We start from the raw sequence: 26,498 nt of genomic DNA on the forward strand, positions 1-26,498 counted from the left end.
AAAACTTATTTTGTAAAACCTTTCAATAATTAATTTTTAAATATGTATTCATATACTATGGTATAAAACCTTGATAAATAGTAAAAATTAATTTTAAAAACTTTCAGTGTTAAGGTGGTGAAATTATGGACTTCCCAACCATCCATACAAACTTTTGGGATGCAGTGATAGCCATTCCTACCATCATGATTCTTACTCAACTTATAAAGGTCATGTTTCGGATTCCTCCTAAATTCATCCCAAGCATCGCTTTGGGACTTGGCTTATTCATTTCCATTTTCATAAGCCATCGTCATCATTTGGTTGCTGGAATTTTCATGGGCTGGTTTTATGGCTATGCAAGCATAGGCAATTATGCTGCACTCAAAACTGGTATTTTGTCATATAGAGAATCCTATCCAAAGGCGGATTAAATCTATACAGGTTATCCTCGTTGCATTTCATCAATCTATTTTATTGCTAGGAGACCTGACTTGCTTATATCCCCATATAACGCCCATAAATTTAACACATTAATTAACAATTACGACTTGGCTGTTTCCTTTGGCTGAATAGCCATCACCCTTGTTAACCCTATCATTTCACACCTCCCTCTCATTTCATCCAAAAAACACCTTCTCAATTAAGAGAAGGTATCAGTTTGTCGACAAAAGGAGGTTCGGAATGCTCTCACCTCGAAACATGATTTTAAAAGTAAACTTCCTTCATGTTTTTTTACTCGTTTATACTGAGGAAACCCCCACTCGATTGAAGTAATTTGTGACACTCCTGCCGAATATCTGGCTATACGAGACCCACAGACGCATGCGGCGAGGAGGCTTGGCAGTGAGTTGGCGGAAAGGGAGCGGATTTCTGAAAACGGCTGGAATTTTTTTTGAGGGTTTCTTAAAATTGAACGTGATTGGAACGTAGGGCACTCGCTTTCCCGGGCGGTCCGCCCTCGGCGCTCTATGCGCCTGTGGGGTCTCCCATAGACGCGCTTATCCCGCAGGAGTCTCGTACCTTCCGTTCCAATCAACTGGAATGTTTTTCAGAAAAAAACTGTAGGCAAACAGACTTTCTGCGAATTTGTCTACATTCTGATACCCTCTCAATTAAGAGAAGGCCTTTCACCTATTTCTCAATATAGACCGAACGAATCAGCGTCCGGATTCTTTCAGTACCATCCACATTTTTTTCCTTGACATCAATTGTTACATTATAAACACCTGACTTAGGTACTTCTGGAAGGGCACCAGTAAAATTTTCGGTATCCATTACCTTAATGGAGCTTTTTTCACTAATTTCATTACCGCTTTCATCTATTAGATGAACCAAAAATGTTGTGCTGATCGGCCTTTTTTTATCATTCATTGGGTTCTTTATTAAAAATTTTGCATCTTTTTGCTTAACTTTACCGGCCATACTTAATGTAATGGGATGCTTTTCGTTAAATTGTGCTGTGAACAAGTAGGCGTCTTTTGGCGATTTAGTCTTCATTCGCACTTTCCAGTCCCCAATTTCAAGGTTATTTCTATAGAATGATTGGATGGTTGCGCCATTAAAAAAGGAAGTTTCATTTTTGGCTGAATGAACTTTTAAGGAAGGTGAATACTTTTTATTGGATGGAGAAATTAATTCAACCTCAACATCATTTGAGGCTGTATATATGGTTATATTACCTGGGGCTGCTTCATTTACATGGAAACTTTGTTCGATCCAGACATTTTGTTTCAGGACATCACCCAAAACGGTTTGAGCGAGTTCGGTTGTGATGACATCATCTTCTACTCGTTCTTTATAGTTGACATTAAATTCAGGAACCCCAGCGATGGAAGTGCTTCTTAAATAGGGTTCAATTCTTGAAAATACAGCTGAACCGACTCGAATATTGTCGTGATCAAAGTTGGCATCCGTAAATAAATGTGTTCCGTAGGGTATTTTTGTACTCCATACATTCACTAGTCCATCATTTTCTCCATATGAAGATAAATATTGTCCCCCCATTGATAAAGCTGAAAGAACCGGGCCTCTGTTCATACCTGCCACAGTAAAATACATGTTTTTACGTGAGTTAACATGGTTATCCGTGACAGAACGAAATTCCGCCATTTTACCAACTTGTAAAGAATAAGTTCCTTCATCTTTTTGACCTAATAAGGAACCAAGCCAGCCCGCATACCAGCTATAAGCCAAATCAGCTAGGTAAGAACCATGATGAGGGGAAGCTAAAGTGATGACCCTTCCAACATATTGGTGTGCTCCATAGTGCACTAGAGCCGATTGGGTGTCTGGCCCTCCTTTGCTGTGAGCTATAATATTTACTTTTTCGCCCCCGAAATGGTTACTGATTTCTGAAAGCATTTGAGCTAAAAGCCTTCCATTAGCATATTGGCTCACTGATCCGTTTCCAGCTGAATCATGAAGCTGAACAAAAACAGTTTGGTAGCCTGCTTCATACGCCTTGGTATACATATCATTGACACCATGATATTCCGTTTCACCGTACCAGCTGGTTGAACTGCTGTTTTTCCCTTGAACAAACACGATCGGTGGTTTCTCTGTGTCAAGATTGGGAGGAATGCTGCCTAGAAACCAATCCCCTGGACTGAAGGTTTCGGAGGGCGGTTTCAATTTTCCTGCTGAGGAAATGTCTGGCTTAGCCATAATTACTATGGTTAGAATGAGGACAAGAAAAACGACATAATTGATTACATTCCTTTTCAATTGTTATCTCCTCCAATATCCTGTGGTATTTTTTCGAACTCATCCTATTATCAATCCCCTCCTTCCCAGGCCTTCATTAGTATATATTTGTACGTTTGCATACCATTACCTGCTATCTTCATAAAGATGGGAGAAAAAAACTAGAAGAAGTTCATTAAAAATGGAGATAAAGTATGAAGACTAACCTTCAATTCATTTATGGATGCAGTCTTTTACCGTTTATGAAGACGTACTTACGGAGGAAATCATTAAATCGAATGCTTCAAATTCACGAAAAAAGAGAACAAGCCCTTATCCTGCAAAGGATAGAGGGCTTGTTCATCCATATTGACTTTTCCCTTCGAATATGCCATTGTCCAATTGCTCCTATTCATGGTGTTTTGAAGTCCGTCCTATACATTAAGTAAATAAAATTCTTTCACAGCAATCGGCTGTCATTCATGAGGATCTCAGTAGCAATCTTCTATTTTATACAAAATATCAGCATGCTCCAATTAGGGGATACAGCTGGCCCTTTTTTTAAGAACGTGAGAAGTTTGGATTTTTTCTCCTTTAAGCAATCCCCCCTCCTACATCCCCGTATTCCCCCTGAGAACAGTATCAATAATTTCAGTGATAAGCTCGTCCTTCCGATTGTACAATTTGACAACACCGTCGTGTACGATAATATCCTCAATGACCTCTCCACGAATTTCCTTTCCAATCTTAAATATACTAACGGCAGCAGCTCCTACTGCAACTTCAAAAGAATTAATTTCCCTTTCCACTTTTTTCACCTTCTTTCCATCATTTCTTGAATCTTGTACCATGTAAGTTAGGATTGTATTGATTAGACTTTACATTCCGAATGGCCAATCTGGTAAAGAAATGATGGTACACTTGAACCTTCAACTACATTTGAAGTGTAGGTGAGGATCAAAAAAAATGATATCATCGATCGAGAATCCTACACATTCAGCAAATAAATAAGCCTTATCGATTCGCAAAGGAATCTTATATTGCTCATAGTCAATGTAAGTCCTCTTGGCCATCTTCAGCACTTTAGCCATTTCATCTTGAGTCAATCCTTTATACTTCCTCGCTTGTTTAAGTGTGAACTTAACGTTTGTCATATCTTGTCACCACCTGTCTAAAAAAATAATATCACACTTGAAGTATAGTTACCAACAATTTTTCGCAAAATTCACGCACTTTAAGTTTACTCACTTTCACTCATAGTGTATATTCAAGTAAGAGGTGAAGAAATATGCACATTGGTGAACGGATTAAAATGTTAAGAAAAGAAAGAAAAATGACACAAGAAGATTTGGCAAATATATTAAAAGTGGCCCCAACGGCGGTATCCGCTTGGGAATCCGGACGGAATAAACCTTTAATGGATAAATTGAGCATGATGTCGACATGCTTTGAAATACCGCTATCCCACCTCATTGAAGGAGCACCCATCGTTAGAAATAATCCTGGAATGGAATTTCTAAATGAAAAGAATGTAAGATTAATTGGTGTCTACGGAAGTATCCCTGCTGGAGATCCTAATTTTACCAACGAATATATAGAAGCCTATATGCCGACATTAAATTCGATGCTAAAATCGAATAAAGAATATTTTTTCCTTAGAGTGAATGGCAATAGCATGAACAAAGAATTCAGAGACGGGTCATTGATTCTCGTTGAAAAAACAACCTACGTCGAAAACGGAAAAATTGGTGTGGTTTTAGTAAATGGTCACGATGCTACGGTCAAAAAAGTGAATATCTATGAAGAAAACATCACACTCACTCCCTGCAGCACGGATCCTTTTTATGAAGAAAAAACCTATAACATCAAAAATGATAGGGTCCGAATTTTAGGAAAAGTGGTTCAAGCCATTAAAATATACGATTAATATCCATCTCGGGTTTCTTTACGGAAATGAAAATAAATGAATAATGAGCAACACTACATAGATTCAATTCTACATATTAGGTACAAGCCATCATGGTTTGTGCTTTTTAGTATTTTCCCCCAGATTACATTGAGTGAATGTATTTGGAAACTATATGCGTCCTAGGACGCTTTTTCCAGTGAATTTTCTTTACATGCAGAAAGAATAAAATTTCCTATATTGGGTAATCAAATTATCATATTTTTATTATTGGGTTCACAATCTCATATAAAATCTTATAATTGAACGATAAGCATTTGCCTCTGTAGCTCTAGAAGGGAAGAGCGCCGGAAAACATTGTAGCCACCGGGTCGCAAGGTAAGGGTTTCAGAAGCACCGAAAAGCAAATAAGCTGAGGCAGGTGGAATTCCTGCTGGTGAAAATCCGTAGGGAAGCGTGTTCTCCCCTAGCCTATGCTTACGAAAGGAGTGCGGGTTCGAATCCCGTCAGAGGCTTTTTTCCTGATAGACTGCAATTATATATACTGCCAGAAAGTGACTCCCATTTGCACAAAGTCCACTTTTGCCTACTGTGCAAATTCATTATTTTCCCTTTGTGAGGATGCTAGTATCTATGTCAGTTCTTAAATCTTTTCCCCGTATATCAGTTTTAAGAATTATATTTTAATATTAGAGGCTAATAATATTTTGGTCATAATATTCCCTTACACTCCTTCCGCTATTATCGAAGTAATGGATCAAATCAGGACGGTAGAATGTACATGATTATTTCATTACATGCATATTCCTGAACCAAGAAAAGCCCCTCTCTTTTTGAGAAGGGCTTCCTGCGTGGTGTGCTTTCTGAAGTTATGAATAATTTAGCCAGTCAATTATTAATTATTCATTTCACCCGCAATTTCTGGTTTACTGTAATGGTGTACTGACTGTCAAGACCGTTCCAATCTTTAATTTGCTGAACCGTACTGCCATAAGCAATGCTTAAGGAATATACGGTATCCCCAATTACAACAGTGTGGTATACAGCTGTACTTTTCTTTGTAAGATTGAAGCATTTAACTAAACCGTTTACATGTCCGCGAGCCAGTGATTCAATAAATGATGCCGCTTTCAATTTGGCTGCGTCATTGACATTATCGATAAATCCATTTTCAGTCAGGAGTGCAGGCATGTCCGTTTCACGGAGCACATGTAAATCTCCTGTTTTTTGTCCTCTGTCTTGGATGTTGATAAGCTTCATGACCTCTGAATGAATATGATCTTGATACGTTTTCGTTATCTGGTTAGAGGACGTATAAATGTAATCCTCGTACCCAGTTCCGCCGCCAGCATTAATGTGGATGGAGAGATAAAAGTCAGCTCCCCACGCGTTCGCTGCATTTGTACGATCGTTTAAGGAGGGGTACGTATCTTGGGTCCTGCTCATTTTTACAGAAACGTTATTATATTCTATTAATAAGATGTTTTTGATTCGAGTTGCAATGGATAAAGTTAAATCCTTTTCTCTCAATCCATTCCCCACCGAGCCTGAATCCGTACCGCCATGGCCGGGATCAATAAATACTTTTACCATTTCTATCACCTCTATTAATCTTATGTTACGTATTAACAAATGCTTGTACACATAACTATCGGATTAAAGAAATTTCAAAATAATATAGAATTCTTCTTCTTGGCTGCCGTTCCAAAAAAAATACACCCCTAAAGGTGTTTATGGCATATTATATTAAGACATTCGCCCAATGGACGAGAACTTTTTGAAAAAGCTTTCTTTCATTTTTTCACTTTGGTATTAGGAATTATTGGCGCATTACCCATCTATAAACAAAGTGATGGAAGAAGATAGAGAGATTTTTAAAATAAGTCAACATCAACAAAAATACTCTAACAGCTTTTCATTTATTGGTTATTGTTTGTTTTATTTATTACTTCTACACAATTTTTGATTGAGTCAATCACTATAGTTGGTTCTGATAATTGCGGAAAATGTCCACTTTTTTCAGCGACAATGTGTTTGCTGTTGCTTGACAATGAAAGTAATTCCAATTGATTCTCAAGTCGTTTTCTTCGAACTTCCTCTGGCATCATTCGATTTTCCTGTCCACCAGTAATGACAAATACAGGTATTTCGGGAAACGTATCAGTTTGATGGATTTGATTCACGGTTTTTTCCACAAAATTAACTTCATTGAATTGTTTATGTGAAGATAAGGAATCAAACATCTTGAACATCTTATTAATGGTTTTAACTGCCTTGCCTTGATATTCATTAAGGCTAATATCTTTCGGGGTACTGGATTCCAAAAAAACGATTCCAGCTACTTCATTTGGGTATAGTCGGGCGTATAAATTAGCATATAATCCGCCTAGCGAATGTCCAACCAATAAGTATGGAGGTTCAAACCCCACGATTGTTAATGCTACACGTAAAGTGTTAACAATATTTATCCCGTCTTGGCTTTCCTTCGGTTTATCGCTGCCAGCAACACCAAAACGATTATAGGAAAATACTGATGAGGATTCCGAAATTGCAGGTAGGATTTTTATCCACCCCTCTATCGGTCCCGAACCACCGTTAATTAAAACTATATTAGGTTTGCCGTTTCCACTAATATTATATTGTAACGTCCCTTTTGGTGTTTCCACTTTATATTTTTCTATTTTCAATGTCTGCACACCTCACTTTGTTTACATTGCTTTACGTGTGTATCAAGCTTTTGGTTTCATTTATTGAAGATTTAGACAAATGCTAAATGTATTCTTTTTTAAGAAAGTTATTGGAAAAATGGACAATTACCCCATAGATAAAATGAACTTAAATTCCTAAACATTGAACTGGATTTTAAAAGGAGAGATCGTATGATAAATGAATATGGTAAGTTTGAACAATTGGTTCAAAAGTTTGATCAAGGAAATAAGCTAATTCGTGCATGGGAATTAAAAGGTGGTATTTCTGCACAAGTGACAGGACTTGAAATATTACAATCTTCAGGGCGGATCGTAAAAATGATCGTTCGTCAGCATGGTGATAATGACTTGAAACGGAATCCAAATATTGCATCAGATGAATACAAGCTCTTAGGGATATTGAAAGCTGCCGGTTTGCCTGTACCGATGCCATATTACTTCGAGCAATCCTGCGAATTTTTTTCCAAGCCGTGCATACTTATCGAGTTTATTGAGGGTAAGTCAGAATTCACCCCCTCAAATCTTAATGATCATATCTTACAATTGGCAATCAATCTAGCAAAAATCCATCGTGTTGATTGTGCAAATCTATCTTTATCATTTCTGCCTAAACTAGAAAATACATATGTCGAGATGTTAAATAATAAAGATAGGGTAATCCTGGACGAAACATTAAATCTGAGCTTGATTAGAGATTTGTTAAAATCTATCATGCCTTTACGCTCCATCAATAAAGAAGTGATCCTTCATGGTGATTATTGGCCAGGAAATATATTATGGAAAGACGGTAAACTAGTTTCCATAATTGATTGGGAAGACTCAGGCTTAGGGGACCCTTTGGCTGACCTTGCCAATAGTCAACTCGAAATTTCATATCATTATGGAATGCAAGCAATGAATGAATTCACCAATCAATATAAATCCATGATGCCGGAGGTGAATTTTACAAACTTACCCTTCTGGCAATTATTTGCCGCATTACGGTTATCTACATTTCCTGAATGGGGCTTGGAAAAAAGCAAGGAAAATAACTGGCGGAAAAGACACAAGTCATTTGTTCGTCAAGCGATTAACCGAATTCGTTTAAATTAATGTTTATTCAATTTTTTTATAATGAGTGAAAGATCTGATATGCCCAAGAATTTTTGATAAAGGCATTTATACCAGTCCCTTTTTCAATTATTTTCATAAACTAACAATGACTTCCAAAGAAATCCAGGAGGTGTTTAAATGTATAATAAGCCCTGGGGGCATCCGAAAGGCGGTCAATGTCCACCACAATATTGCCCACCGCACAGAATGCCCACTCAGTATAATCCTCCTCAAATCTCCCCTACAAAGCAAAATGTTAAAACTAATGTCATTAACACTGTGATTCCGGTTTTTCACCCGACACATACAACTACCGTGAATAAATACTTCACCACATATATACCGCATACCCGAAGTATCGTGAAAGAGTGTTATACCCAAAGCTTTGTTTGTGGAGTTCCTCAACCCCCTAGTTTTTCGAGAAAAATGTTAAGATATTAATTAAAAAACCCCCATTCGGGGTTTTTATTAATTCCTTCCTTCAACCTTTGAAAATTGACATTCAAAGGATTTACAACCATCTAAATGCAAACTCACTATACTTTTTAAAGTTTTGTTTCTTATAAAACTCTTTTGCAGCTATGCTAAAAATTCCTGTTTGTCCTTCTTATATGTTGCTATCAGGTTCCAAGACTAAAGTGGCTTATTGTATCACTTTCAGCCTAATTTTGAACGTAACAGGATATATTCTGCAATGATAGAAAATATGAGACTAACTTATAGGTGGTATTAGTTTAATATGAGCCCTTTAGATGATAAGATTCTTGGGGGAAGTGATTGAAAATAGTAATCAATATTTAGGAGGAGTTCATCTTGAATCCTTATGCATTTTTGGCAATAGCCATCCTAAGTGAAGTGTTTGGCAGTTCGATGTTAAAAGTATCAAACGGATTTAAAAAGTTATTCCCTTCCATTGGTGTGGTAATAGGAATGGGTTTGGCTTTTTATTGCTTGTCGTTATCTCTAATAACCATTCCGCTTGGAACGGCTTATGCCATTTGGTCGGGAATAGGCACAGCTTTAACTGCTTTGGTGGGAGTTATCGTTTATAAAGAAAGCTTTAACCTGAAAAAATTTTTAGGTTTAGTCCTGATCATAGGAGGAGTGGTTGTTTTGAAACTCTCAAGTGGGAGCTCCCATTAACATACTAGTAATTGGAGGTTATATTATGAAAGGATACATAGCTTTAGGAATATCTATCATAAGCGAAGTATTTGGTACGACCATGCTTAAGTTGTCTGAAGGATTCACTCATTTATTCGCTTCATTAGGGGTTATAATAGGATTTGGAATAGCATTTTATAGCTTATCTTTATGCCTAAAAACAATTCCATTAAGTTTAGCATATGCCATTTGGGCAGGAATAGGCACAGCTTTAACAGCATTAATTGGCGTACTATTATGGAATGAGCCATTTAGTATCACTACATTTGGTGGCTTAGTATTAATCATTGGGGGAGTGGTTTTACTAAATGCTTCCCATACCCCCAAACAAGCAGAAGGAGAGTCAAACTAATGGTTTGACTCTCCTCCTCCCCCCGCTCATTCAAAAATAAACATGTCTAAAAGAAAAACACGATACCTTGAACTACATTAGAAAAGGCCGCCACTGCAACCTTCTATTTTTGAATGGAGCTGAACTTTCGAGAATCAGTCCTTCAATTGAATATAATTCCTCAGTCATTTTCCTTGATAAACCTAATTGTTCTTTTCATTTCTTTCTTAGCAGCCTTCACCAAGTCCTTCGTGCAAAGTCCGTGAACTTGAATTTATCGGGTCTATGCCTGGATTCGCTATATTGAAACAAGCTTCCATCGATTAAATGGACCGTACTTTTCACAACTGCCACCATATCGAAGTCTTCAATGTCCAATAATTGTTTATCTTCTTCACTGCATGGCTCCACGGTAATTTCCTTATTGGAAAAACCAATCTGGAGACCGAGTTCCTTTTCGATATATCCATAAATCGAATCCTCACAAATTTCCTTTGTCAGATTAGGTATGAACTCGCTTTTGAAATAGTCTTTATCCAGTATGATTTTCTTCCCATTGATTTGCCTTACCCGGAATACTTTCCATACTTCACCATCATCAGTTGAGTCAAGAAGCTTGGCCATTTTTGAGTCGGGGGTCACAAGCTCTAATTTATGAATGATCGTTTTGGAATGCAAATTCAACTTTTCCACCATTTCTTTATAGGAAATCAACCCTGCTACAGGAAAGTTAAATTTGCTGAAATCCAAGACAAAGGAACCCTTACCTTTGATTTTATGGATATATCCATTTTGTTCAAGCAACTGTAAGGACTTTCTCACAGTATCCCTGGATATGTCATACTCTTCCATAAAGCTGCTTTCAGAAGGAAGCTTTGAATTTGTCGGAAAGGTTCCTTCTTCAATTTTTGAAACGATATCACCATATAGCGATAGATATTTGCTGTTCATTTCATCACCACAATATATTTTTCTTAGTCTGCTACTCGTCCTTTTTCAACAAATAGACAACCGATTCATAGGGACGGAGGATAAAAGCACCTGCAAGTTCATTCGAATCGATATAGTTTGAGAGAAGGAGCTCTGAGTTGTATCCGGATAGGCCTATATCCTTTGGTATTTCGAAGGATGCTTCTTTTGCATAAAAGTTATTGATGACCAAAAGTTTCTCGTCTTCATAACTGCGTATATAAGCGAACAATTGGTCATGATCACCAAGAATTTCCTGATAGTCCCCATATGCAATGATATCATGATTCTTGCGTAAGAATATAAGTTTTTGGTAATGATGAAAAATGGAATCCTGATCCTTCATTGCCTGCTCAGCGTTGATGATCTTAGCATTATCAGGTACTGAAATCCATGGCGTCCCTATTGTAAAGCCTGCATTCTCCGCATTTTCCCACTGCATGGGAGTTCGCGAGTTATCACGGGATTTAGCTTGAAGGATTTCAATTATTTCCTTTTCATCCTTGCCTGCCTCTTTTAAAATATTGTAATAATTAATCGATTCCACATCCCGATATTGTCCTATATCATTGAATTTCGGGTTGGTCATCCCTATTTCCTCCCCTTGATAAATATAAGGGGTTCCCCTAAGCATATGAATGGCTGTTGCCAGCATCTTGGCAGATTCCTTTTGATACTCTTGATCATTCCCAAACCTTGATACGATCCTCGGCTGGTCATGGTTGCACCAGAACAGGGCATTCCACCCATTTCCTTCTTGCATCCCATATTGCCAGCTGCTTAGGATCTCCTTTAACTGCCTGAAGTCAAAATCTGCAAGTGACCATTTTTCCCCATCCTTATAATCCACCTTTAGATGATGGAAACTGAATACCATGGACAGCTCCTTTTCAACTGGAGATGAATATTTGATGCAATGGTCAATGGTCGTCGATGACATTTCCCCTACAGTCATCACCTCTTCATCCTTCCCAAAAGTTTCTTCATTCATCTCTTTAAGGAATTGATGAATTTTGGGACCATCTGTATAAAAGCATCGTCCATCTCCATCATTGTCATTTTCATAGAAGTCAGGCTTCGAAATAAGATTGATGACATCCAAACGGAATCCTTTGACACCTTTATCCATCCAGAAGTTTACTACATTGAAGATTTCCTGCCTTACTCTGGGATTTTCCCAGTTAAGGTCAGCTTGTGTCCGATCGAACAAGTGGAGGTAATATTCATCATGTTCGGCTACATATTCCCATGCAGGGCCTCCGAATTTCGAAATCCAATTCGTAGGAGCCTCTCCATCTTTCGATTTCCTGAAAATATAATAGTCCTTATATTCTTTTTCTCCAGCCAATGCTTTTTGGAACCATTCATGCTCTGTTGATGTATGGTTGAATACCATATCCAGCATGATTTGGATATCCCGTGAATTAGCTTCCTTCACCAATCTTTCGAATTCATCCATCGTCCCAAAAACAGGATCAATGGAAGTATAATCCGCTACATCATATCCATTATCATTCTGAGGTGAACGATAAAATGGGGTCAGCCAAATATAATCCACTCCCAGTTTATTCAGATAATCAAGTTTTTCTATAACACCATTTATGTCCCCGATGCCGTCGCCGTTGGAGTCCTTAAAAGACTTCGGATATATTTGATAGATGGTACTTTTTTTAAAATCCTTCATTGTAAATCCTCCTCTGCTTTCCCGGATGTATCTTTTTGTCTCTATGATAAAAAAGAGGGAGAATGCTCACCCTCCGCATTATTACGCATTTAATTTCGTTGTTTTCGTTCTTGTTTTCAAGTTCATTTGAGGACGCTTGGAAAATGCTATAGTCAAAATGAATGGCACAACGAAAGCAACCAGCATCGCGAGCGCGAACATTCCCATGTACTTTGGCTGGATGGAAAGGATACCTGGGATCCCCCCAACACCGATTGAGTTTGCCATTACTCCAGATCCGACTGAAATGATGCCTGCGAAAAGTGAACCGATCATACCGGCTAAAAACGGAAAGCCGTATTTCAGGTTAATTCCGAACATGGCTGGCTCTGTTACACCTAGATAACATGAAATCGTGGCGGGGATGGAAACTTGTCTTTCCTCCTGATCCTTTCTGTTGATGTAAATCATCGCAAGCACGGCCGTGCCTTGAGCAATATTAGATAAAGCGATCATTGGCCATAGGTTCGTTCCGCCTAGTTCACTCATAAGCTGAAGATCGATTGCATTTGTCATATGATGCAGGCCTGTGATGACAAGTGGTGCATAGGCAAAGCCGAAGACGGCAGCAAATAGCCAGCCAACTGATGAATTCAGTCCGGAATATACAACCGTTGAAATGACTGAACCGATTTTCCAGCCTAATGGCCCCAAAATGGTATGGGCAATGATTACAGTTGGAAGTAAAGCGAAAAATGGAACGACGATCATGGAAATGGAATTGTGCACTTTATCTCTCAAGAACCGTTCTAAATACGCCAAGACGAACCCTGCAAGTATCGCTGGGATAACTTGAGCCTGGTAGCCGATCATATCGACCTGGGCAAAACCGAAATCCCAAAAGGGTATGTCACTTGCCTTTGTGTTTGCCACTGCATATGCATTAAGAAGTTGTGGAGAAACCAGGGTCAAACCTAGGACGATGCCGAGAATTTGAGTTGTGCCCATTTTCTTCGAGATGGACCATGTAATCCCAACAGGAAGAAAATGAAAAATAGCTTCACCTATCAACCAAAGGAAGGCGTGGACCCCTGCCCAAAATTGTGAAATATCAACAAGAGTCTTCGTACTGTCTTCGAACATTTTAATATCGCCAATGATATTGCGGAATCCAAGAATGAGACCTCCAACGACTATGGCAGGAATCAGTGGGGTAAAAATATCAGCTAGATGTGCAATCATACGCTGCAGCCAGCTCATATTCTGTTTAGCCGCTTTTTTCACATCTTCTTTTGACGCTTCTTGTAAACCAGCCATGGAAACGAATTCATTATAAAATGATGATACTTCATTCCCGATTATGACCTGAAACTGGCCAGCTTGTGTAAAGGTTCCTTTTACTAGCTTAATCGATTCAATATTCGTTACGTCCGCCTTAGCGGGGTCTTTCAACGCAAATCGCATTCTTGTCGCACAATGCGTAACCGTCGCAATATTTTCCTTCCCTCCGACATGTTGGAGCAAATCCCTTGCTGGTTCTGTGTATTTACCCATTCCAATACTTCCCTTCCCTAGAAAGCAAAATATAGTTGATTTTATAACCTGTACGTATAGGTTCTGTATACGCTTTCATATTATCCTGTACGTACAGGTTATGTCAAGAACTTTTTCCCTGACTTTAAAAGAATTGATTATCATGGACTTTCATTTACGATTCTGTTCTTGCTCATTTGGATTTTGATAGCATTCATATTATCCCGTAATTTAAGACGAGTAGCTGAAAAATTCAGAAATAAGGTATAATGAAGATATAACCTCTCAATTAATATTTTAATGGTTAGAATTTAGCAGGGAAATGGGAGATGAACTTATGTCTGAAACTAATAAATTTCCACTTATATCAGGTAATCTTTCTCTGGATTTAGTGAATACGGAACTGGTCAGTCGTGGCCAACGGCAAGACTTATTACTATCAGAACGTGATGTGCTGGACTGGCTTACTGTAATAAAAGGGAATAACTCATATTTGGATAATCAGTTATCCTCAAAAATTAAAGAGAGAATTCAACGAGTATTTGCAGGCATTCTAGAAATGCGTACTATTTTAAGAAAACAATTTGAATTAATAGCAGATGGGAATCCGATTCCGGATGAGTTTATCGCCTATTTAGAAAAAAAAATCGAAAAATCGCCTTTCACATATAAATTAAGTGATCAAAAACTGGTTCCCATACCTGTTGGAGAAGCGGAAGATATCCTGCAATCTTATATTGCCTTTGACTCATTAACTTTAATTGAAAAAAATAAGCTGTCATCATTAAAGCGATGCTCGAATGATGATTGCGTCCTGTTATTTATCGATGAAAGCGGAAGACGCAAATGGTGTTCAATGAAAATATGCGGGAATAGGAAAAAGGTAGCCAGATTTCAACACCGGAAATCTGATGATGAATGAAAATCTACCTTATTAAATAAGTTTGTCAGAATGTAAACAAATTTGAAGTAAGCTGGTTGCCTGCCAGTTTATTCATTATAAAATCATTCCAGTTAATCCCAGAGATCCAATCCCTTTCCGCCGACTGTCTGCCATGCCTCCTCAAAGCGAGCGACTGTGGGGTCTTGGCTAGCCAGTCATTCGGCAGGAGTGTCGTAAATTTCTTCAAATCCATTTAGGATTTCATAAAACAGTAAAATGATTCGGGATGAAACTATTCTGAACCTCCTCTTGTCGACACATTGAGTTGGCTTTTTTTATGGATTTTTAAACTAACCACTAAAAATAATTTTGACAGGTTAGTTTATTTCATATAAAGTCTAATTATATAAAAAAGGAGGGTTCACTTTGGACCGTATTTCAGCCGCGAGGCATAAAGAAAAACGCTATTTTCATATTCATTATTTATCGAAGATGAAGGGAAAAGGAAGAAGCCCTTTACAAATAAATGTAAAGGACGCAATAACGGGGTTGATTGGGGGATTTTTAACTATATTCGCCTTAATTCTCTTAACAAAAATAACATCAGCAGTGTGGTTAATGGCTCCATTTGGTGCCAGCTGTGTGCTGGCGTTCGGTCTGTGGAACGCACCATTATCACAACCGCGGAATATTATAGGCGGTCATTTTGTTTCAACATTCGTAGGTTTAGCTTCCTATCATTTTTTTGGCGATGAACCTTGGGCAATCGGCTTGGCTGTCGGATTAGCAATTGCGGTGATGATGCTGACAAAAACGACGCACCCGCCAGCTGGAGCAGACCCGCTTGTAGTCATGCTTGGCCAGTATAGCTGGAGTTATTTATTTACTCCTGTTTTAACTGGTGCTGTGATAATCGTTTTACTGGCATTGTTAATTAATAATTTGCGCAGCAATCGGAGCTATCCAACTTTTTGGATTTGATTGCTTTTAATGTGTTATGAGATAAAGCATAATTTTGCAATGTTTCACTATCATGAAATAATAAACGAGGAACGCTCAGGCTCCTCGTTTTTGTCAGCTATAAGTGCTGGTATTCTTATTAAGATCTCCCACACTTTTCAATAACCTTTATCAACCATCATTTAGTTTGACTTGTGTTTCTGCAACTTCCACACCGTTCACAAGGAGTGATATTCGATGGATCCCCATGTAATGTCGACGTGTCGTCAGGTCTTTCCAATTGTGAATCCTCACTCTTTCAACTCCTTCACCATCTGAGAAATCCCTATCTGCCAAAAGGAAAATTTTACGGGAAGTTTTCTGATTCGCTTTTACAAAATCGATGGCATACTCGATGCGAAGTTTCACAGAGTTCTTTTCTTGAACTAGAAAGCCGAAATGAAGTTCACTCGTTTCCCCAATAAAAATCGAGTCTGGTTCATTTCTAATAAATGCGTTTATAATGATATTCGAATTATTCAATATATCCGTGTATCCAAATAAAGAAAGGACTTCTGGATCTGCTTGGCGAACTAAGGTCCTGCATCCCCGTCTAATAATCCAAATAGTGTTGGGTTCTCCGCTTTCATGCCAGCGCTTGGCTGTTTCTATTACGGTTTTCGGATGGTCTTTGGCAATATCATTCAAATTATTGGCAACACTTTTGCGAACATATAGGGATGGATCGTTTTTCAGGTTCTCAAGTAATTCCAAGACGGGTGCCGGATCGGATTTGAACATCGGTAAAGCTTGCCCCCAAGGTAACCTGGGCCTGCATCCCTCACTAGCCAGCCTGCGGACATGCTCATCATCATGATTGGTCCATTCCTTCATCTTCTCGATCATTAAAACGGGATCAAGCATGATAAAAGCACGGATTGCAAACTCAGAGGATGACCTTGCTGTAAAACGCTCCAACGCATCTAGCGATAACGGCCAATCTTTCTTATTCAATCCATGTACCTCTACAAAATCCGGGAAAAATAAATATCTAAACCCTTCACAATCCTTATCAAGCCGATACAAAATATCCAAAGCCTCTTGATAATCACTTGGAAGATGCTTTCCAAGAGTAATGGAAATGTGCCTTATCCGTTCTTTTAACTTCCTCTCGTCCCAATGCTCATCAATTACTTCCCCTATAAACGATTCAGTAGAGAAGGACGGATGAACACCCTTTACTTTTTCACCGAATTCACGAATGAACGTTTCATTATATAAATCCTTTAAAGGCTCAGCCATTTAATTCACTTCTTTTCTTCAGGTTAAATTTGCTTTTGGATACTTGCACTACCTATCAGCTATCATTTCAAACTATGTTATGCACTCTCATCCATAGAGCGATACATATCATTAAAAAAGGACAGCTTACTTTACAGAACAAGTCTGTCCAAAATCAAGTGAAGTTCATTCATCACTATTTGGAATGGCTGCATAATAGCTGATTCTATAGGAATCTATATACCTCTTTCCAATGGATGTAATCTTTGCACCAGAACCCATTTCCCATAAGTCCATCTAATATCCCCATACAAAATCCCTCCCGGAGTTTTCCTTTGTGTATAGTATGATAGTAGTAGCATATAAAGTAAAATATTCCTACCATATTAATGAATTAATCAAAACGACAAAAAGCCCACTCTGAAGAGCAAGGGCCTGCTTCTAGCTTTTATCAAAGAAAAAGGGTCAGTCCCACTGAGTTAATACTTTAACACAGTGGGGACTGACCTAATTGTCTATTAGACATTTTGATTTTAGCTTTATCTGACCTTTCTACTTATCTATTTAATTGTTTCACTTTTACAGGCTTTTTTTCCTTGCTTAATTTGATGATTTGACCGATAATACTGATGGCAATTTCTTCTGATGTTTCCGAGTCAATTTCCAATCCGATTGGAGAATGGACCTGCTCCAACTGTTCTTGCGTGACCCCTTCACTTTTTAACTTTTCAAATATGCTTATGACCTTGCGTTTACTGGCTACCATCCCAACATATGCAATCGGAAATTGCAGTGCCGTTTTTAATACAATATCATCACAATCTTTTGTAACAATTACCACATATGATTTTTCATTTAGGTTGGCTGCGAGCAAAGCCTTTCCAATATCCTCGTTCACAAAAAGGTTTGTCGCATTCGGAAAGCGTTCCTTTGTACAATAACCAACGCGATCATCGACAATGCAATAAGGATATTCGAGGAAATCAGCGAGCTTTGCCAACGCATGGCCTAAATGACCGGCCCCAGCCAGAATGAGTTCAGGCCTGCTTGTATAGACTTCAATAAAGACCCGTAACGTGCCGCCACAATTCATCTGAATTCCGTCTTTTGCATGTTTATTCAATTTATATTCAACGATTTTCGATTGGCCATTTTGGATCGCCTTTACACTATCTTCGATCACATAGTGTTCAGCCAAGCCTCCTCCGACAGTCCCTTCAATGGTACCATCCCGGTAGACAATCATTTTTCCAACATGCCTGGGAGTCGAGCCCTTTGATTCAATAATCATGGCTAAAGCAAAGGTTTCGTTTTGACGCGTCAGCATGGCCACTTTTTCCATCAGCTGCATGAAAAGCTCCCCCCTATCTTTAAACATTAATTCGGTTGATATTGCTTCATGCTAAGAAAATAACGTAAAAGATGTAACGCAACGGTTTTTCTGTAAGCCGCAGTGGAGCGTTGATCGTCGATTGGTCTAATGATCTTATCGAAGGCTGCCACAATTTCAGCGATGTCTGCATCGGCTAATGGTATCGTTTTTCCAACCAGCTTCTTCTCAATATCAATGGAACGAACCATCGTAGGTCCGACCGCCCCGAAGGCAAATCGAATGTCATCGATTCGATCTTTGCTTATCCGGACGAAACCCGCAAACGATACTTTGGCAATGGCATCTGCGTTGCGGTTGCCGACTTTCTCGAAAACGACATGTGAATCTCCTAATACGAACGGCAGAATAATCTCCGTTACTATTTCATTGTGAAAGCGTTGAACCTGTCGTGGACCTTGAATGAAATCGCTAATCGCAACCATGCGATCACCATTTACGGAGTGCAACAGAAGCTTTGCATTGTATACATATAATAAAGGAAGCATGTCACCGGCTGGAGAGGCGTTGCAAATATTACCACCTAATGTTCCCCGGTTTCTAATTGCCGGGGCAGCAATTGTTTTAATTGCATTCTTTAAAGCAAAAGGAATCAACGGATTTTCAAGTAATTCACTATAGGTACAGCAGGCCCCGATGTGGAGATCCTTGTGATGTTGATACACCTGCTTTAATTCGGAAAGATGATTAATAAAAACAATCGGTTTAGGGATTTTTGGAGGTACTCCCCTTCTACTTTTGTGAAGAACCATAACATCGGTGCCCCCGGCTATGATTGCACAATCTTCTCTATTCAATTGGCTCAAAGTTTCGTCTAAACGCTCGAAGCGATACGCTGTTATTTTCTCTATCATAAGCCATCACCTTTTTTAGCTGCTAGGTTAATCGCCTCAACAATCATATTGTAGCCCGTACATCGGCACAGATTTCCGGAGATACCCTCACGAATTTCAGCCTCTGAAGGATGAGGATTTTCAGATAACAAAGCTGCACTTGCCATAATCATTCCCGGTATGCAATAGCCGCATTGCACTCCCCCGGCTATGGAATAGCTTTCATCTAAAATTTTAAATTGTTCCGTTTCAATGATGCCTTCGATCGTTTGAATATCGGCACCAGCAATCGAGCCAATTGGAATAAGGCAGCTGTTTTGCAGGAGGTTATTCACAAAAACACTGCAGGCTCCGCACTCCCCTTCACCACAGCCTTCCTTTGTTCCGATTAACTCAAACTCATCTCTTAATAAATCTAGTAATCTTGCTGTAGCAGGGGCGTCAGTTTCTACCGTTCTTCCATTTAGTGTGAATTTAATCAACCCTCTTCACCTTCTTTCATCCAAAGACTTTCAATAATGACTTCCGGTGTAATCGGAATTTGCTGAAAAGAAGTGTGCAGGGCATCCTCAATCGCAGCTTGGACTGCTGGAGCGCCTCCGATTAAAGTCAATTCACCTGCGCCCTTCGCCCCGTATGGACCATCAGCATAGGGGTTATCAAAGACCTTGCTTTCAATTGAAACAATATCCAATGAAGTCGGCGGTCCATAATCCGATATGCTTTTTTGTTGGATTCTACCTTGTTTTGACGTCATCTTTTCTAGATAACCGTAAGCTAGCCCTTGAGCCAAACCACCGTCAATTTGGCCTTTCATAATCCGTTCATCGATGACCTTCCCAACTTCATAATTGCCGTATACTTTTTCTAACTTTAAATTACCTGTTAACGTATCAACTTCTACTTCAACGATATTAACGCCCCATGAATAAGCCGGGTAGGCATCTCCAGTGAAGGTTTTCTCGTCCCAAGGAATCATTTCACGGTGAACATAGTGCTCAACTACTTCCTGTTCCACCCCTGTTTGCCACTGATTCTTAAGTTTTTTTGCGGCCCGTTCAAGCAATTTTCCGACAATCATCGTCGTCCTGGAAGCTACGGTCGGACCCGAGTCGGGAACCTCTTTTGTGTCGGGATAAGGGTACAAAATATCTTCGAACGGGAGGTTAAGTTCTTTGGCGACAATTTTACACAACGTCGTCAAAATACCTTGTCCCATATCAGAGTTTGAGATTTTTAGTGATACCTGGTCGTCCTTTGATTTAACCAGTTTCACCTTTGCTTTAATATGATCTCTTTCGCCACTGCCAGTAAATCCACAGCCGTGGAGGAACAGCGAAGTTCCTATGCCTTTTTTATAGCGCTGATTTTGTTGATTTAAGCGCTGAAAGACTTCTTTTTTCTTGTTGTATTCTGACACGTTGAGTACGTCCTCAATCATTTCTTCCACTAATATCGAGTCGCGGAATTTACCTTTGGTGATGGTGGGGTCTCCTTGTTTGACGAGGTATTTTCGTTTATATTCAAGCGGGTCTATTTTTGCCAGTTTACTAAGATGTCCAATATGACTTTCGATTCCGGCAAAGCTTTGAGGAGCACCAAAGCCTCTGAAGGCGCCGTTCGGAACGGTATTGGTTTTTAAGACATAGCCTTTTGCATGAAAATGCGGAATTTTATAAACACCGGCACTGTTTATTAATGCGCGCTGCAGCACGACAGAGCTCAATCCAACATTTGCCCCTCCATCGAGAAAGATGTCAACACACATGCTCAAAATATTTCCTTCCTTATCAAGGGCCGTCCTATATTTGAGTTTGGCCGGATGCCTTTTCGTCGTTACCAGCATATCCTCAGAACGGTCGAACACGAGCATTACCGATTTTTTGACTGCTCTTGCAGCAACGGCTACGTGACAAGCCATCATAGAAGGATAATCTTCTTTGCCGCCAAAACCTCCGCCGGTAGGACTTTGAACAACTCTGACTTCATCGTCACCACAGGCTAATGCGCTTAGCAATGCATTTTTTATATAATAAAGACATTGCATCGATCCCTGGACGACAATTTCATCATCCTTATAAACGGCGAGCATTCCTTGCGGCTCAAGATAGACATGCTCCTGATAACCCGTATCATATTCTTCTTCGATGATTTGATGGGCTCCCTGCTCGATAGCTGAAATGTTTTCTAAGCTTTCCCCAAATTCATAGCTTGCCAAAACTAAGGATACTGATTTTTGCTTGATCGCTTCGTCCAATGTATAGATAGCCTGATGTTCTTCAAATTCAACCTTCACTTCATTTAACAAACTGTATAGGATATCCAGGTCTTTGCCCGTGAGCATGAGAATTGGCTCACCAATATAATTGACCCACTCATTGGCAAAAATGGGCTGATCTTCTTTGATAATTTTGACATAATTCGGTCCCGGGATATGCTCTGCTCCAACAGCTTCATACCCTTCCGGAAGGTTAGGTAATTGAATGGATATTATTTTTCCATAAGCAATTGGCGATCGATACAAAACACCATAAACCATATTTTCCACTTTTACGTCACTAATATAGGGCAACTGGCCCGATACTTTACCTTTATGGTCCTTTTTGGGCACTGAGGTGCTTATGTCTTTGAGATTCATTGCAACAACACCCTTCGACTCATTTTTTTAATGGGACATATTCTGAATAGAAACCTCTTCCTATGATTTTATCAATGAGAATGATCTTTTATGATTCATTTCTATTCAAGATTTTCGTAGTTTTTATTTTTATTTTTACTTCGAGAAATTTAAAGCATTATCATAATCAATGGCTTTTTGGTAATCCTCCGGTGTATCAACATCCATTAATACTCCCGCATCATCTACATTCATGTATTGCTTTTCGTAACCGCCCAGTACCACACGCAAATTACTTTCTGGATTGGTTTCGAGAATTTTCTGTTTCACTTCGCTTGATAATTTAATGGGATGGCCGCCTTTATAATCAAAGCTGGGAATAACCACGTTTCCTTTGTGTTTTGCTAGTAGCTGAACAGTCTCTTTTTTTACAAGCGGACAATCGCCGGGTGTTATAAAGAAGGTTGGGGCATTTACTTCGTTGCAGCCCTTTTGAATGGAATGAAACATTCCCTGGTTAAAGTTTTCATTATAAACAAACTTGATCTGAAATGAATAGGCATTTTCACTGATAATTTTGACAATTTCCTCTTGGATGATTTCCGCTTGAAATCCAGCTACGACGATGACCCTGCTGCATAATCCTTCAAATTTAGAGATCGTTTGCTCCAACACGCTCATTTGCCCCATCGGCAAAGTCATTTTAAATGCATTCGCTCGGCTGGAATATCCAGCAGCTAGGACGATTGCTTCCATATTTGTCACCTTCTACCTATCATTTTTCTTAAATCCCACAATAAAATCACAAGCGGAGGAAGGATTTGCTGTATGGACTATTAAGAGAACATAGTGTTTTTTCTTTATATGCGTAAAAACCTGATTATATTACTTATTAAAAAACTTGATACTATTTTTAAATTATCAAAAGATATAAAGAGACAATACATAGTCCTTATTTTAAGAGAATGAGTGTCAAGTATTGACCAAGGTTTAATCGAAGAAGCTAAAATTATTGAATTATCAGAGAACGATAAATTTTTTAGAATATAAAGAAGCCTTTGCTCTAATGAGCAAAGACTTTTTGTTGACGAGTTTCTTCTATAGTACACCCGTCGAAGCCTCTAATCGACTACATATTTGCATAAGTGATGACGAACGCTTCTTGGCTGAGCCACACACAAAGAGAGATGAGTTCATCTGCTTGATACTTAATAGATCGCTGTACAAACCCAACTTGTTTGGCGATTTCTTGTAGGACTATTGCCTCCATTTCTCAAATCTTTTTTCAATCTTGCGGACTACTTCAGTCAAAGCCACCCCAGACAAAGCATGATGAGAATGCCTACCATCAGTTTATCCGTTTGGAAGGTCGATCCGGCGACCGCCATCATAAACCCGATTCCGGCGGTTGCCGCATAGAGTTCCCCAACAACAATCCCGATCAGGGTATGCCCCAATCCTAAGCGCAGCCAGTCAAGATTACTGGAATCGTTGCGGGAAAAGCGACCGTCAGAAAGGTTTGCTGATCCTTCGCCCCGAAGGATCGAACGCCTTTGATCAAATCGGCATCGACCGTTCGCATCCCGTAACGGTGTTTACCAGGATAGGAAATATCAATCCCAAAAATATAAAGGCAATTTTTGAGCCCATTCCAATCCGAAAGAAATCATCAGCAGCGGCAGCAAGGCGATTCTGGGCGTAGCGTATAAGGCGGATACGAATGGATCCAGCACGGTGCTTATTTACCGTACCAACCCATGGCAATCCCCAGCAAAATCCCGCTTACGCGCAGGTCATTGTACATCCCATTTAATTTTAACAAATAATAGAAGGTCTTTATGAAAGGCATTGTCGTTAGAAGTCTCCTTTACGGGACTGCAAACGACAATGCCTTCTTCTTTAGCTAAATCTAAATATAAGAAAGACAAAACATTTCGAATAAAATGAATGAGTGTTTCAGCTACATATTTGAATAGTTTGGAACAAGGTAATTTCAATGAACTTTTATAGTAATTATCATTGCTACTGGCTTGAATAATCAGGAGATTCCATCATTGAAAATGTCTGCCCTTCCTTCAATAACAGAAATGGAAAAACGACTGTCACAAGAGTTTTGATGCAAAAATTTACTGTTTAGTATTTGACCGAACCCTGGAAGTGTAATACTCAAAAATATTTAAAATTATTGAAGAATGCCACAAAGACCACAGTTAGTGAAAGTCAAATAGAAGGTATTGAGCAAGAATTATCTGAAAGTCCAGAAGATGGGACATAAATAGTTTCTATTAAGTTCCTTTTAACCTTTTCGTATCCATAAAAAAGGTATGGAACCTGAAAACTAATAGATCGGTTTGTTTTCCCGCATTTTCTATTAATAGACTGCTTTCTTCCACATAACATATTGAAAGGAAATGAATTGTACCTTAGGAAACATGGGAAAGTGGATTGATATGGATTCCAACAAAATACTTTGAGCCTATTACCCCGATTTTCATGTTGTTTCACCTCGAAAATCAAATAGTATTTTTATTATATGGCAAAATCTTAATAGCACTAAAAAAAATTCACCAAAAATCATGCTTTGAAAAGTGAAAGTCCATCTCGTCATTGTTTGAAATTTAAGAATGGGGACCTCTTTACGGAGGTCCCCATTAATGAAGGCAAGGTTTCTTGTTCAAAGGTACAATTCATTACGGAATATCATGTCCCATCGAGCTTGTTAATATGTTAAACCATTGCTCTTTTTCCATGCTTAGGTTTAGTGAATCAATGGCGCTGTCCAATCGTTCTTTCTTACCTGATCCAACGATCGGCATGATTTTTGCAGGATGTCTCAACAGCCAGGCATACATCACTTCATCTATTCCATTGGCCCCGATTTCTTCTTTTACGATTTCTAACGTTTTTCTTAAGCGGGCAGCCTTTTCATTCGATTCCTCAAAAATGCTTCCTCCTGCAAGCGGTGACCATGCCATCGGTGCAACGCCCATTTCCTGACATAAGTTCATGGTTCCGTCTTCGAAGTTTTCCAGATTGTATGCAGAAAGCTCAAGTTGATTCGTCACAAGCGGATATTCTAGATAAGATTGAAGCATATCCCACTGCGGTTTTTTGAAGTTCGATACTCCAAAGTTACGGACCTTTCCTGATTCTTTTAATTGATTAAACGCTTCAGCCGTTTCCGCCGGGTCCATCAGGGGATCCGGACGATGAATAAGTAACAGATCAATATAATCCGTTTTAAGATTCATAAGAGATTGATCAACAGACTTTATGATATGGGCTTTACTAGTGTCATAATGGTGACTTTTATGGGATGGACGGTTTTTTGATTGAAGAACTATGCCACATTTCGTAACAATTTCCATTTTATCGCGTAAAGATGGCTTTAATGAAAGAGCGTTCCCAAAAATCTCCTCACACGTATAGCTTCCATATATATCGGCGTGATCATATGTAGTGACGCCCCGATCCATTCCGTGTTCAATAAGAGATAGGATTTCCTCGGTAGAAAATCTCCAATCTGCCAATCTCCACATACCGTGTACAATGCGTGAAAGACTAAGCTCTTCAGTTAGATTGACTCTTTGCATGTTTTTCTCCCCTTTGATCTTGCTAATTGATTGTTTGTTTGTTTTTCTATCATGATTATCCTTGGGTTAATTTGTGTCAGTATCATTCGCTGCTACCATGAACCTTAGTATAATTTAAAATTTCGGAGAATCCTAATCTTGAGTGACCCTTTTATGCCATATTTTTTTAGCTTAGGTTCATGAAGAAATATATCGCCGCCTTCTCGTGCAAGTTCACACGTTAAGAACATAAGAAAAAGGCTGCCGCAGCAACCTCCTGAATATTGTTAGTTCTTTTGTGTTTTCTCATGTAATTCCACGATTTCTATTGCTAAATCTTTTGTTGTCATGGATGTCATCAAGTGATCTTGAGCATGGATCAGGAGCATTGGAATATCGAATTTCTCACCATTCACTTCTTGTTGAATCAATGCGGTTTGGATTTTATGTGCCGCAACAAACTCTTGTTCCGCTTCCTTTAATTTATCTTGGGCATCGCTTGATTTACCTTGTTTTTGCAAGGCGATGGCTTCCATTGCACAACTGCGGGCATTCCCGCTATGGAGAATTAATTGAAATGATAATTCTGATAGATCCTCTTTCGTTTTCGCCATATTAACACCCCTTAAAATTTTTGATAGTAAGTTATTTTGAAATTAATTGGAGGGCCGTACGCAATACTTCCTTGCCATTACATGATCCATAATGCATTGGATTAATCGTATCTACCGGTACTCCTTTTTCATCCCCTATTTTCTTTATATCATTAAGTAAATAACGAACTTGAGGACCTAAAAGAATAACATCCACCTCATCTATATGGTTTCTTACTTCCATAGTGGCAACAGCCTGGATTTTCACGTTCAATCCTTCTTCCACCGCCGCTTTCTCCATCTTATTAACCAATAGACTAGTGGACATTCCTGCAGAACAGCATAATAGTATATTCATCA

27 protein-coding genes and 2 pseudogenes are annotated in these 26,498 nt (G+C 39.0%); 9 read left to right on the forward strand and 20 right to left on the reverse strand.

All coding sequences use genetic code 11. The features are described 5' to 3' along the window. Positions 1–125 precede the first annotated feature (125 nt). The gene (locus BS1321_RS02980; RefSeq protein WP_063234644.1) at positions 126–413 is read left to right on the forward strand and encodes a hypothetical protein; all 288 of its coding nucleotides are present in this window, start codon (positions 126–128) and stop codon (positions 411–413) included. A gap of 700 nt (positions 414–1,113) precedes the next feature. Here the strand turns inward: BS1321_RS02980 and BS1321_RS02985 are convergent. The 3 genes from BS1321_RS02985 to BS1321_RS02995 all read right to left on the reverse strand — a co-directional run bounded on the left by BS1321_RS02985 (position 1,114) and on the right by BS1321_RS02995 (position 3,818). After that, positions 1,114–2,646: an esterase/lipase family protein gene (locus tag BS1321_RS02985; protein WP_063234684.1), complete on the reverse strand. Its 1,533-nt coding sequence runs from the start codon at positions 2,644–2,646 to the stop codon at positions 1,114–1,116. 629 nt (positions 2,647–3,275) lie between these two features. Continuing rightward, the gene (locus BS1321_RS02990; RefSeq protein WP_094246571.1) at positions 3,276–3,473 is read right to left on the reverse strand and encodes a hypothetical protein; all 198 of its coding nucleotides are present in this window, start codon (positions 3,471–3,473) and stop codon (positions 3,276–3,278) included. 120 nt (positions 3,474–3,593) lie between these two features. Beyond that, a complete protein-coding gene (locus BS1321_RS02995) occupies positions 3,594–3,818 on the reverse strand; it encodes a helix-turn-helix transcriptional regulator (protein ID WP_063234642.1) in 225 nt (74 codons plus the stop codon). Positions 3,819–3,952: 134 nt separating this feature from the next. Between BS1321_RS02995 and BS1321_RS03000 the strand changes: the two genes are divergently transcribed. Then, positions 3,953–4,591, forward strand: a complete 639-nt coding sequence (locus BS1321_RS03000) for a LexA family protein (protein ID WP_063234641.1) — start codon at positions 3,953–3,955, stop codon at positions 4,589–4,591. A gap of 882 nt (positions 4,592–5,473) precedes the next feature. Here BS1321_RS03000 and BS1321_RS03005 read toward each other — a convergent pair. Together BS1321_RS03005 and BS1321_RS03010 are read right to left on the reverse strand one after the other, a co-directional pair. Further along, the gene (locus BS1321_RS03005; protein ID WP_063234640.1) at positions 5,474–6,163 is read right to left on the reverse strand and encodes an N-acetylmuramoyl-L-alanine amidase family protein; all 690 of its coding nucleotides are present in this window, start codon (positions 6,161–6,163) and stop codon (positions 5,474–5,476) included. 326 nt (positions 6,164–6,489) lie between these two features. Continuing rightward, positions 6,490–7,257 (reverse strand): alpha/beta fold hydrolase, encoded by a 768-nt coding sequence (locus BS1321_RS03010; RefSeq protein ID WP_063234639.1) that lies wholly within the window; start codon positions 7,255–7,257, stop codon positions 6,490–6,492. A 192-nt stretch (positions 7,258–7,449) separates the two neighbouring features. On the opposite strand from BS1321_RS03010, the gene BS1321_RS03015 reads away from it, so the two are divergent. The 4 genes from BS1321_RS03015 to BS1321_RS03030 all read left to right on the forward strand — a co-directional run bounded on the left by BS1321_RS03015 (position 7,450) and on the right by BS1321_RS03030 (position 9,886). Then, complete coding sequence (locus BS1321_RS03015) at positions 7,450–8,370, forward strand: aminoglycoside phosphotransferase family protein (protein ID WP_063234638.1); 921 nt, start codon at positions 7,450–7,452, stop codon at positions 8,368–8,370. Positions 8,371–8,577: 207 nt separating this feature from the next. Continuing rightward, complete coding sequence (locus BS1321_RS03020) at positions 8,578–8,811, forward strand: CotD family spore coat protein (protein ID WP_230162021.1); 234 nt, start codon at positions 8,578–8,580, stop codon at positions 8,809–8,811. 372 nt (positions 8,812–9,183) lie between these two features. After that, the gene (locus BS1321_RS03025) at positions 9,184–9,513 is read left to right on the forward strand and encodes a DMT family transporter (RefSeq protein WP_063234636.1); all 330 of its coding nucleotides are present in this window, start codon (positions 9,184–9,186) and stop codon (positions 9,511–9,513) included. A 25-nt stretch (positions 9,514–9,538) separates the two neighbouring features. Next, entirely contained in the window at positions 9,539–9,886 is a 348-nt protein-coding gene (locus BS1321_RS03030; RefSeq protein ID WP_063234635.1) for a DMT family transporter, read from the forward strand. 216 nt (positions 9,887–10,102) lie between these two features. Here the strand turns inward: BS1321_RS03030 and treR are convergent, their stop codons facing one another. The 3 genes from treR to treP all read right to left on the reverse strand — a co-directional run bounded on the left by treR (position 10,103) and on the right by treP (position 14,051). After that, positions 10,103–10,816 (reverse strand): trehalose operon repressor, encoded by a 714-nt coding sequence (gene treR, locus BS1321_RS03035; protein WP_063234634.1) that lies wholly within the window; start codon positions 10,814–10,816, stop codon positions 10,103–10,105. 31 nt (positions 10,817–10,847) lie between these two features. Further along, a complete protein-coding gene (treC, locus tag BS1321_RS03040; protein WP_063234633.1) occupies positions 10,848–12,518 on the reverse strand; it encodes an alpha,alpha-phosphotrehalase in 1,671 nt (556 codons plus the stop codon). Between the two features lie 81 nt (positions 12,519–12,599). Next, positions 12,600–14,051: a PTS system trehalose-specific EIIBC component gene (gene treP, locus BS1321_RS03045; protein ID WP_063234632.1), complete on the reverse strand. Its 1,452-nt coding sequence runs from the start codon at positions 14,049–14,051 to the stop codon at positions 12,600–12,602. 316 nt (positions 14,052–14,367) lie between these two features. Between treP and BS1321_RS03050 the strand changes: the two genes are divergently transcribed. After that, the gene (locus BS1321_RS03050) at positions 14,368–14,952 is read left to right on the forward strand and encodes a CGNR zinc finger domain-containing protein (protein ID WP_048685936.1); all 585 of its coding nucleotides are present in this window, start codon (positions 14,368–14,370) and stop codon (positions 14,950–14,952) included. 387 nt (positions 14,953–15,339) lie between these two features. Next, on the forward strand, positions 15,340–15,894 hold the full coding sequence (locus BS1321_RS03055; RefSeq protein WP_063234631.1) for an HPP family protein: 555 nt from the start codon (positions 15,340–15,342) through the stop codon (positions 15,892–15,894). Positions 15,895–16,044: 150 nt separating this feature from the next. On the opposite strand, the gene BS1321_RS03060 is transcribed toward BS1321_RS03055, so the two are convergent. Beyond that, positions 16,045–17,154 carry a DNA alkylation repair protein gene (locus tag BS1321_RS03060; protein WP_063234630.1) on the reverse strand — a complete coding sequence of 370 codons (1,110 nt, stop codon included), beginning with the start codon at positions 17,152–17,154 and terminating at the stop codon, positions 16,045–16,047. A 98-nt stretch (positions 17,155–17,252) separates the two neighbouring features. Here BS1321_RS03060 and BS1321_RS28600 point away from each other — a divergent pair. Then, a pseudogene (locus BS1321_RS28600) lies at positions 17,253–17,350 on the forward strand (IS6 family transposase); the annotation flags it as partial. 339 nt (positions 17,351–17,689) lie between these two features. On the opposite strand, the gene BS1321_RS03065 reads toward BS1321_RS28600, so the two are convergent. From BS1321_RS03065 to BS1321_RS03105, 11 genes and pseudogenes are all read right to left on the reverse strand, one after another. Beyond that, the gene (locus tag BS1321_RS03065) at positions 17,690–18,484 is read right to left on the reverse strand and encodes an XdhC family protein (RefSeq protein WP_063234629.1); all 795 of its coding nucleotides are present in this window, start codon (positions 18,482–18,484) and stop codon (positions 17,690–17,692) included. A 26-nt stretch (positions 18,485–18,510) separates the two neighbouring features. After that, positions 18,511–19,377, reverse strand: a complete 867-nt coding sequence (locus tag BS1321_RS03070) for an FAD binding domain-containing protein (RefSeq protein ID WP_063234628.1) — start codon at positions 19,375–19,377, stop codon at positions 18,511–18,513. Next, positions 19,374–19,838, reverse strand: a complete 465-nt coding sequence (locus BS1321_RS03075; RefSeq protein ID WP_034312987.1) for a (2Fe-2S)-binding protein — start codon at positions 19,836–19,838, stop codon at positions 19,374–19,376. The genes BS1321_RS03070 and BS1321_RS03075 overlap by 4 nt, the downstream gene beginning before the upstream one ends. Continuing rightward, a complete protein-coding gene (locus tag BS1321_RS03080; protein ID WP_063234627.1) occupies positions 19,835–21,994 on the reverse strand; it encodes a xanthine dehydrogenase family protein molybdopterin-binding subunit in 2,160 nt (719 codons plus the stop codon). Before BS1321_RS03080 ends, BS1321_RS03075 begins: the two co-directional genes overlap by 4 nt. A gap of 135 nt (positions 21,995–22,129) precedes the next feature. Further along, positions 22,130–22,729, reverse strand: coding sequence for a nucleotidyltransferase family protein (locus tag BS1321_RS03085; protein WP_063234626.1), 600 nt, complete (start codon positions 22,727–22,729; stop codon positions 22,130–22,132). Positions 22,730–23,074: 345 nt separating this feature from the next. Beyond that, a pseudogene (locus BS1321_RS27325) lies at positions 23,075–23,243 on the reverse strand (IS4 family transposase); the annotation flags it as partial. Positions 23,244–23,432: 189 nt separating this feature from the next. Further along, positions 23,433–23,555 (reverse strand): ABC transporter permease subunit, encoded by a 123-nt coding sequence (locus BS1321_RS28685; RefSeq protein ID WP_081113002.1) that lies wholly within the window; start codon positions 23,553–23,555, stop codon positions 23,433–23,435. Then, positions 23,531–23,737: a hypothetical protein gene (locus BS1321_RS27755; protein ID WP_144479610.1), complete on the reverse strand. Its 207-nt coding sequence runs from the start codon at positions 23,735–23,737 to the stop codon at positions 23,531–23,533. The genes BS1321_RS28685 and BS1321_RS27755 overlap by 25 nt, the downstream gene beginning before the upstream one ends. 926 nt (positions 23,738–24,663) lie before the next feature. Then, positions 24,664–25,566 (reverse strand): aldo/keto reductase, encoded by a 903-nt coding sequence (locus BS1321_RS03095; protein WP_063234625.1) that lies wholly within the window; start codon positions 25,564–25,566, stop codon positions 24,664–24,666. Positions 25,567–25,832: 266 nt separating this feature from the next. Beyond that, entirely contained in the window at positions 25,833–26,159 is a 327-nt protein-coding gene (locus tag BS1321_RS03100) for a PTS sugar transporter subunit IIA (protein ID WP_063234624.1), read from the reverse strand. A 31-nt stretch (positions 26,160–26,190) separates the two neighbouring features. Further along, complete coding sequence (locus BS1321_RS03105; protein ID WP_063234623.1) at positions 26,191–26,496, reverse strand: PTS sugar transporter subunit IIB; 306 nt, start codon at positions 26,494–26,496, stop codon at positions 26,191–26,193. Positions 26,497–26,498: the final 2 nt, after the last annotated feature.

Source organism: Peribacillus simplex NBRC 15720 = DSM 1321, assembly GCF_002243645.1.
Lineage (GTDB): Bacteria > Bacillota > Bacilli > Bacillales > DSM-1321 > Peribacillus > Peribacillus simplex.

Excerpts from the sequence above, each read along its gene's own strand:
- BS1321_RS03000 (WP_063234641.1), top strand. The coding sequence starts at position 3,953 with ATGCACATTGGTGAACGGATTAAAATGTTAAGAAAAGAAAGAAAAATG.
- BS1321_RS03080 (WP_063234627.1), bottom strand. The coding sequence starts at position 21,994 with ATGAATCTCAAAGACATAAGCACCTCAGTGCCCAAAAAGGACCATAAA.
- treC (WP_063234633.1), bottom strand. The coding sequence starts at position 12,518 with ATGAAGGATTTTAAAAAAAGTACCATCTATCAAATATATCCGAAGTCT.
- treR (WP_063234634.1), bottom strand. The coding sequence starts at position 10,816 with ATGAACAGCAAATATCTATCGCTATATGGTGATATCGTTTCAAAAATT.
- BS1321_RS03050 (WP_048685936.1), top strand. The coding sequence starts at position 14,368 with ATGTCTGAAACTAATAAATTTCCACTTATATCAGGTAATCTTTCTCTG.
- BS1321_RS03085 (WP_063234626.1), bottom strand. The coding sequence starts at position 22,729 with ATGGAAGCAATCGTCCTAGCTGCTGGATATTCCAGCCGAGCGAATGCA.
- BS1321_RS02980 (WP_063234644.1), top strand. The coding sequence starts at position 126 with ATGGACTTCCCAACCATCCATACAAACTTTTGGGATGCAGTGATAGCC.
- BS1321_RS03015 (WP_063234638.1), top strand. The coding sequence starts at position 7,450 with ATGATAAATGAATATGGTAAGTTTGAACAATTGGTTCAAAAGTTTGAT.
- BS1321_RS03020 (WP_230162021.1), top strand. The coding sequence starts at position 8,578 with ATGCCCACTCAGTATAATCCTCCTCAAATCTCCCCTACAAAGCAAAAT.
- BS1321_RS03030 (WP_063234635.1), top strand. The coding sequence starts at position 9,539 with ATGAAAGGATACATAGCTTTAGGAATATCTATCATAAGCGAAGTATTT.
- BS1321_RS03100 (WP_063234624.1), bottom strand. The coding sequence starts at position 26,159 with ATGGCGAAAACGAAAGAGGATCTATCAGAATTATCATTTCAATTAATT.
- BS1321_RS03065 (WP_063234629.1), bottom strand. The coding sequence starts at position 18,484 with ATGCAGCTGATGGAAAAAGTGGCCATGCTGACGCGTCAAAACGAAACC.
- BS1321_RS03105 (WP_063234623.1), bottom strand. The coding sequence starts at position 26,496 with ATGAATATACTATTATGCTGTTCTGCAGGAATGTCCACTAGTCTATTG.
- treP (WP_063234632.1), bottom strand. The coding sequence starts at position 14,051 with ATGGGTAAATACACAGAACCAGCAAGGGATTTGCTCCAACATGTCGGA.
- BS1321_RS03095 (WP_063234625.1), bottom strand. The coding sequence starts at position 25,566 with ATGCAAAGAGTCAATCTAACTGAAGAGCTTAGTCTTTCACGCATTGTA.
- BS1321_RS03070 (WP_063234628.1), bottom strand. The coding sequence starts at position 19,377 with ATGATAGAGAAAATAACAGCGTATCGCTTCGAGCGTTTAGACGAAACT.
- BS1321_RS03060 (WP_063234630.1), bottom strand. The coding sequence starts at position 17,154 with ATGGCTGAGCCTTTAAAGGATTTATATAATGAAACGTTCATTCGTGAA.
- BS1321_RS02995 (WP_063234642.1), bottom strand. The coding sequence starts at position 3,818 with ATGACAAACGTTAAGTTCACACTTAAACAAGCGAGGAAGTATAAAGGA.
- BS1321_RS28685 (WP_081113002.1), bottom strand. The coding sequence starts at position 23,555 with ATGCGAACGGTCGATGCCGATTTGATCAAAGGCGTTCGATCCTTCGGG.
- BS1321_RS02985 (WP_063234684.1), bottom strand. The coding sequence starts at position 2,646 with ATGGCTAAGCCAGACATTTCCTCAGCAGGAAAATTGAAACCGCCCTCC.
- BS1321_RS03005 (WP_063234640.1), bottom strand. The coding sequence starts at position 6,163 with ATGGTAAAAGTATTTATTGATCCCGGCCATGGCGGTACGGATTCAGGC.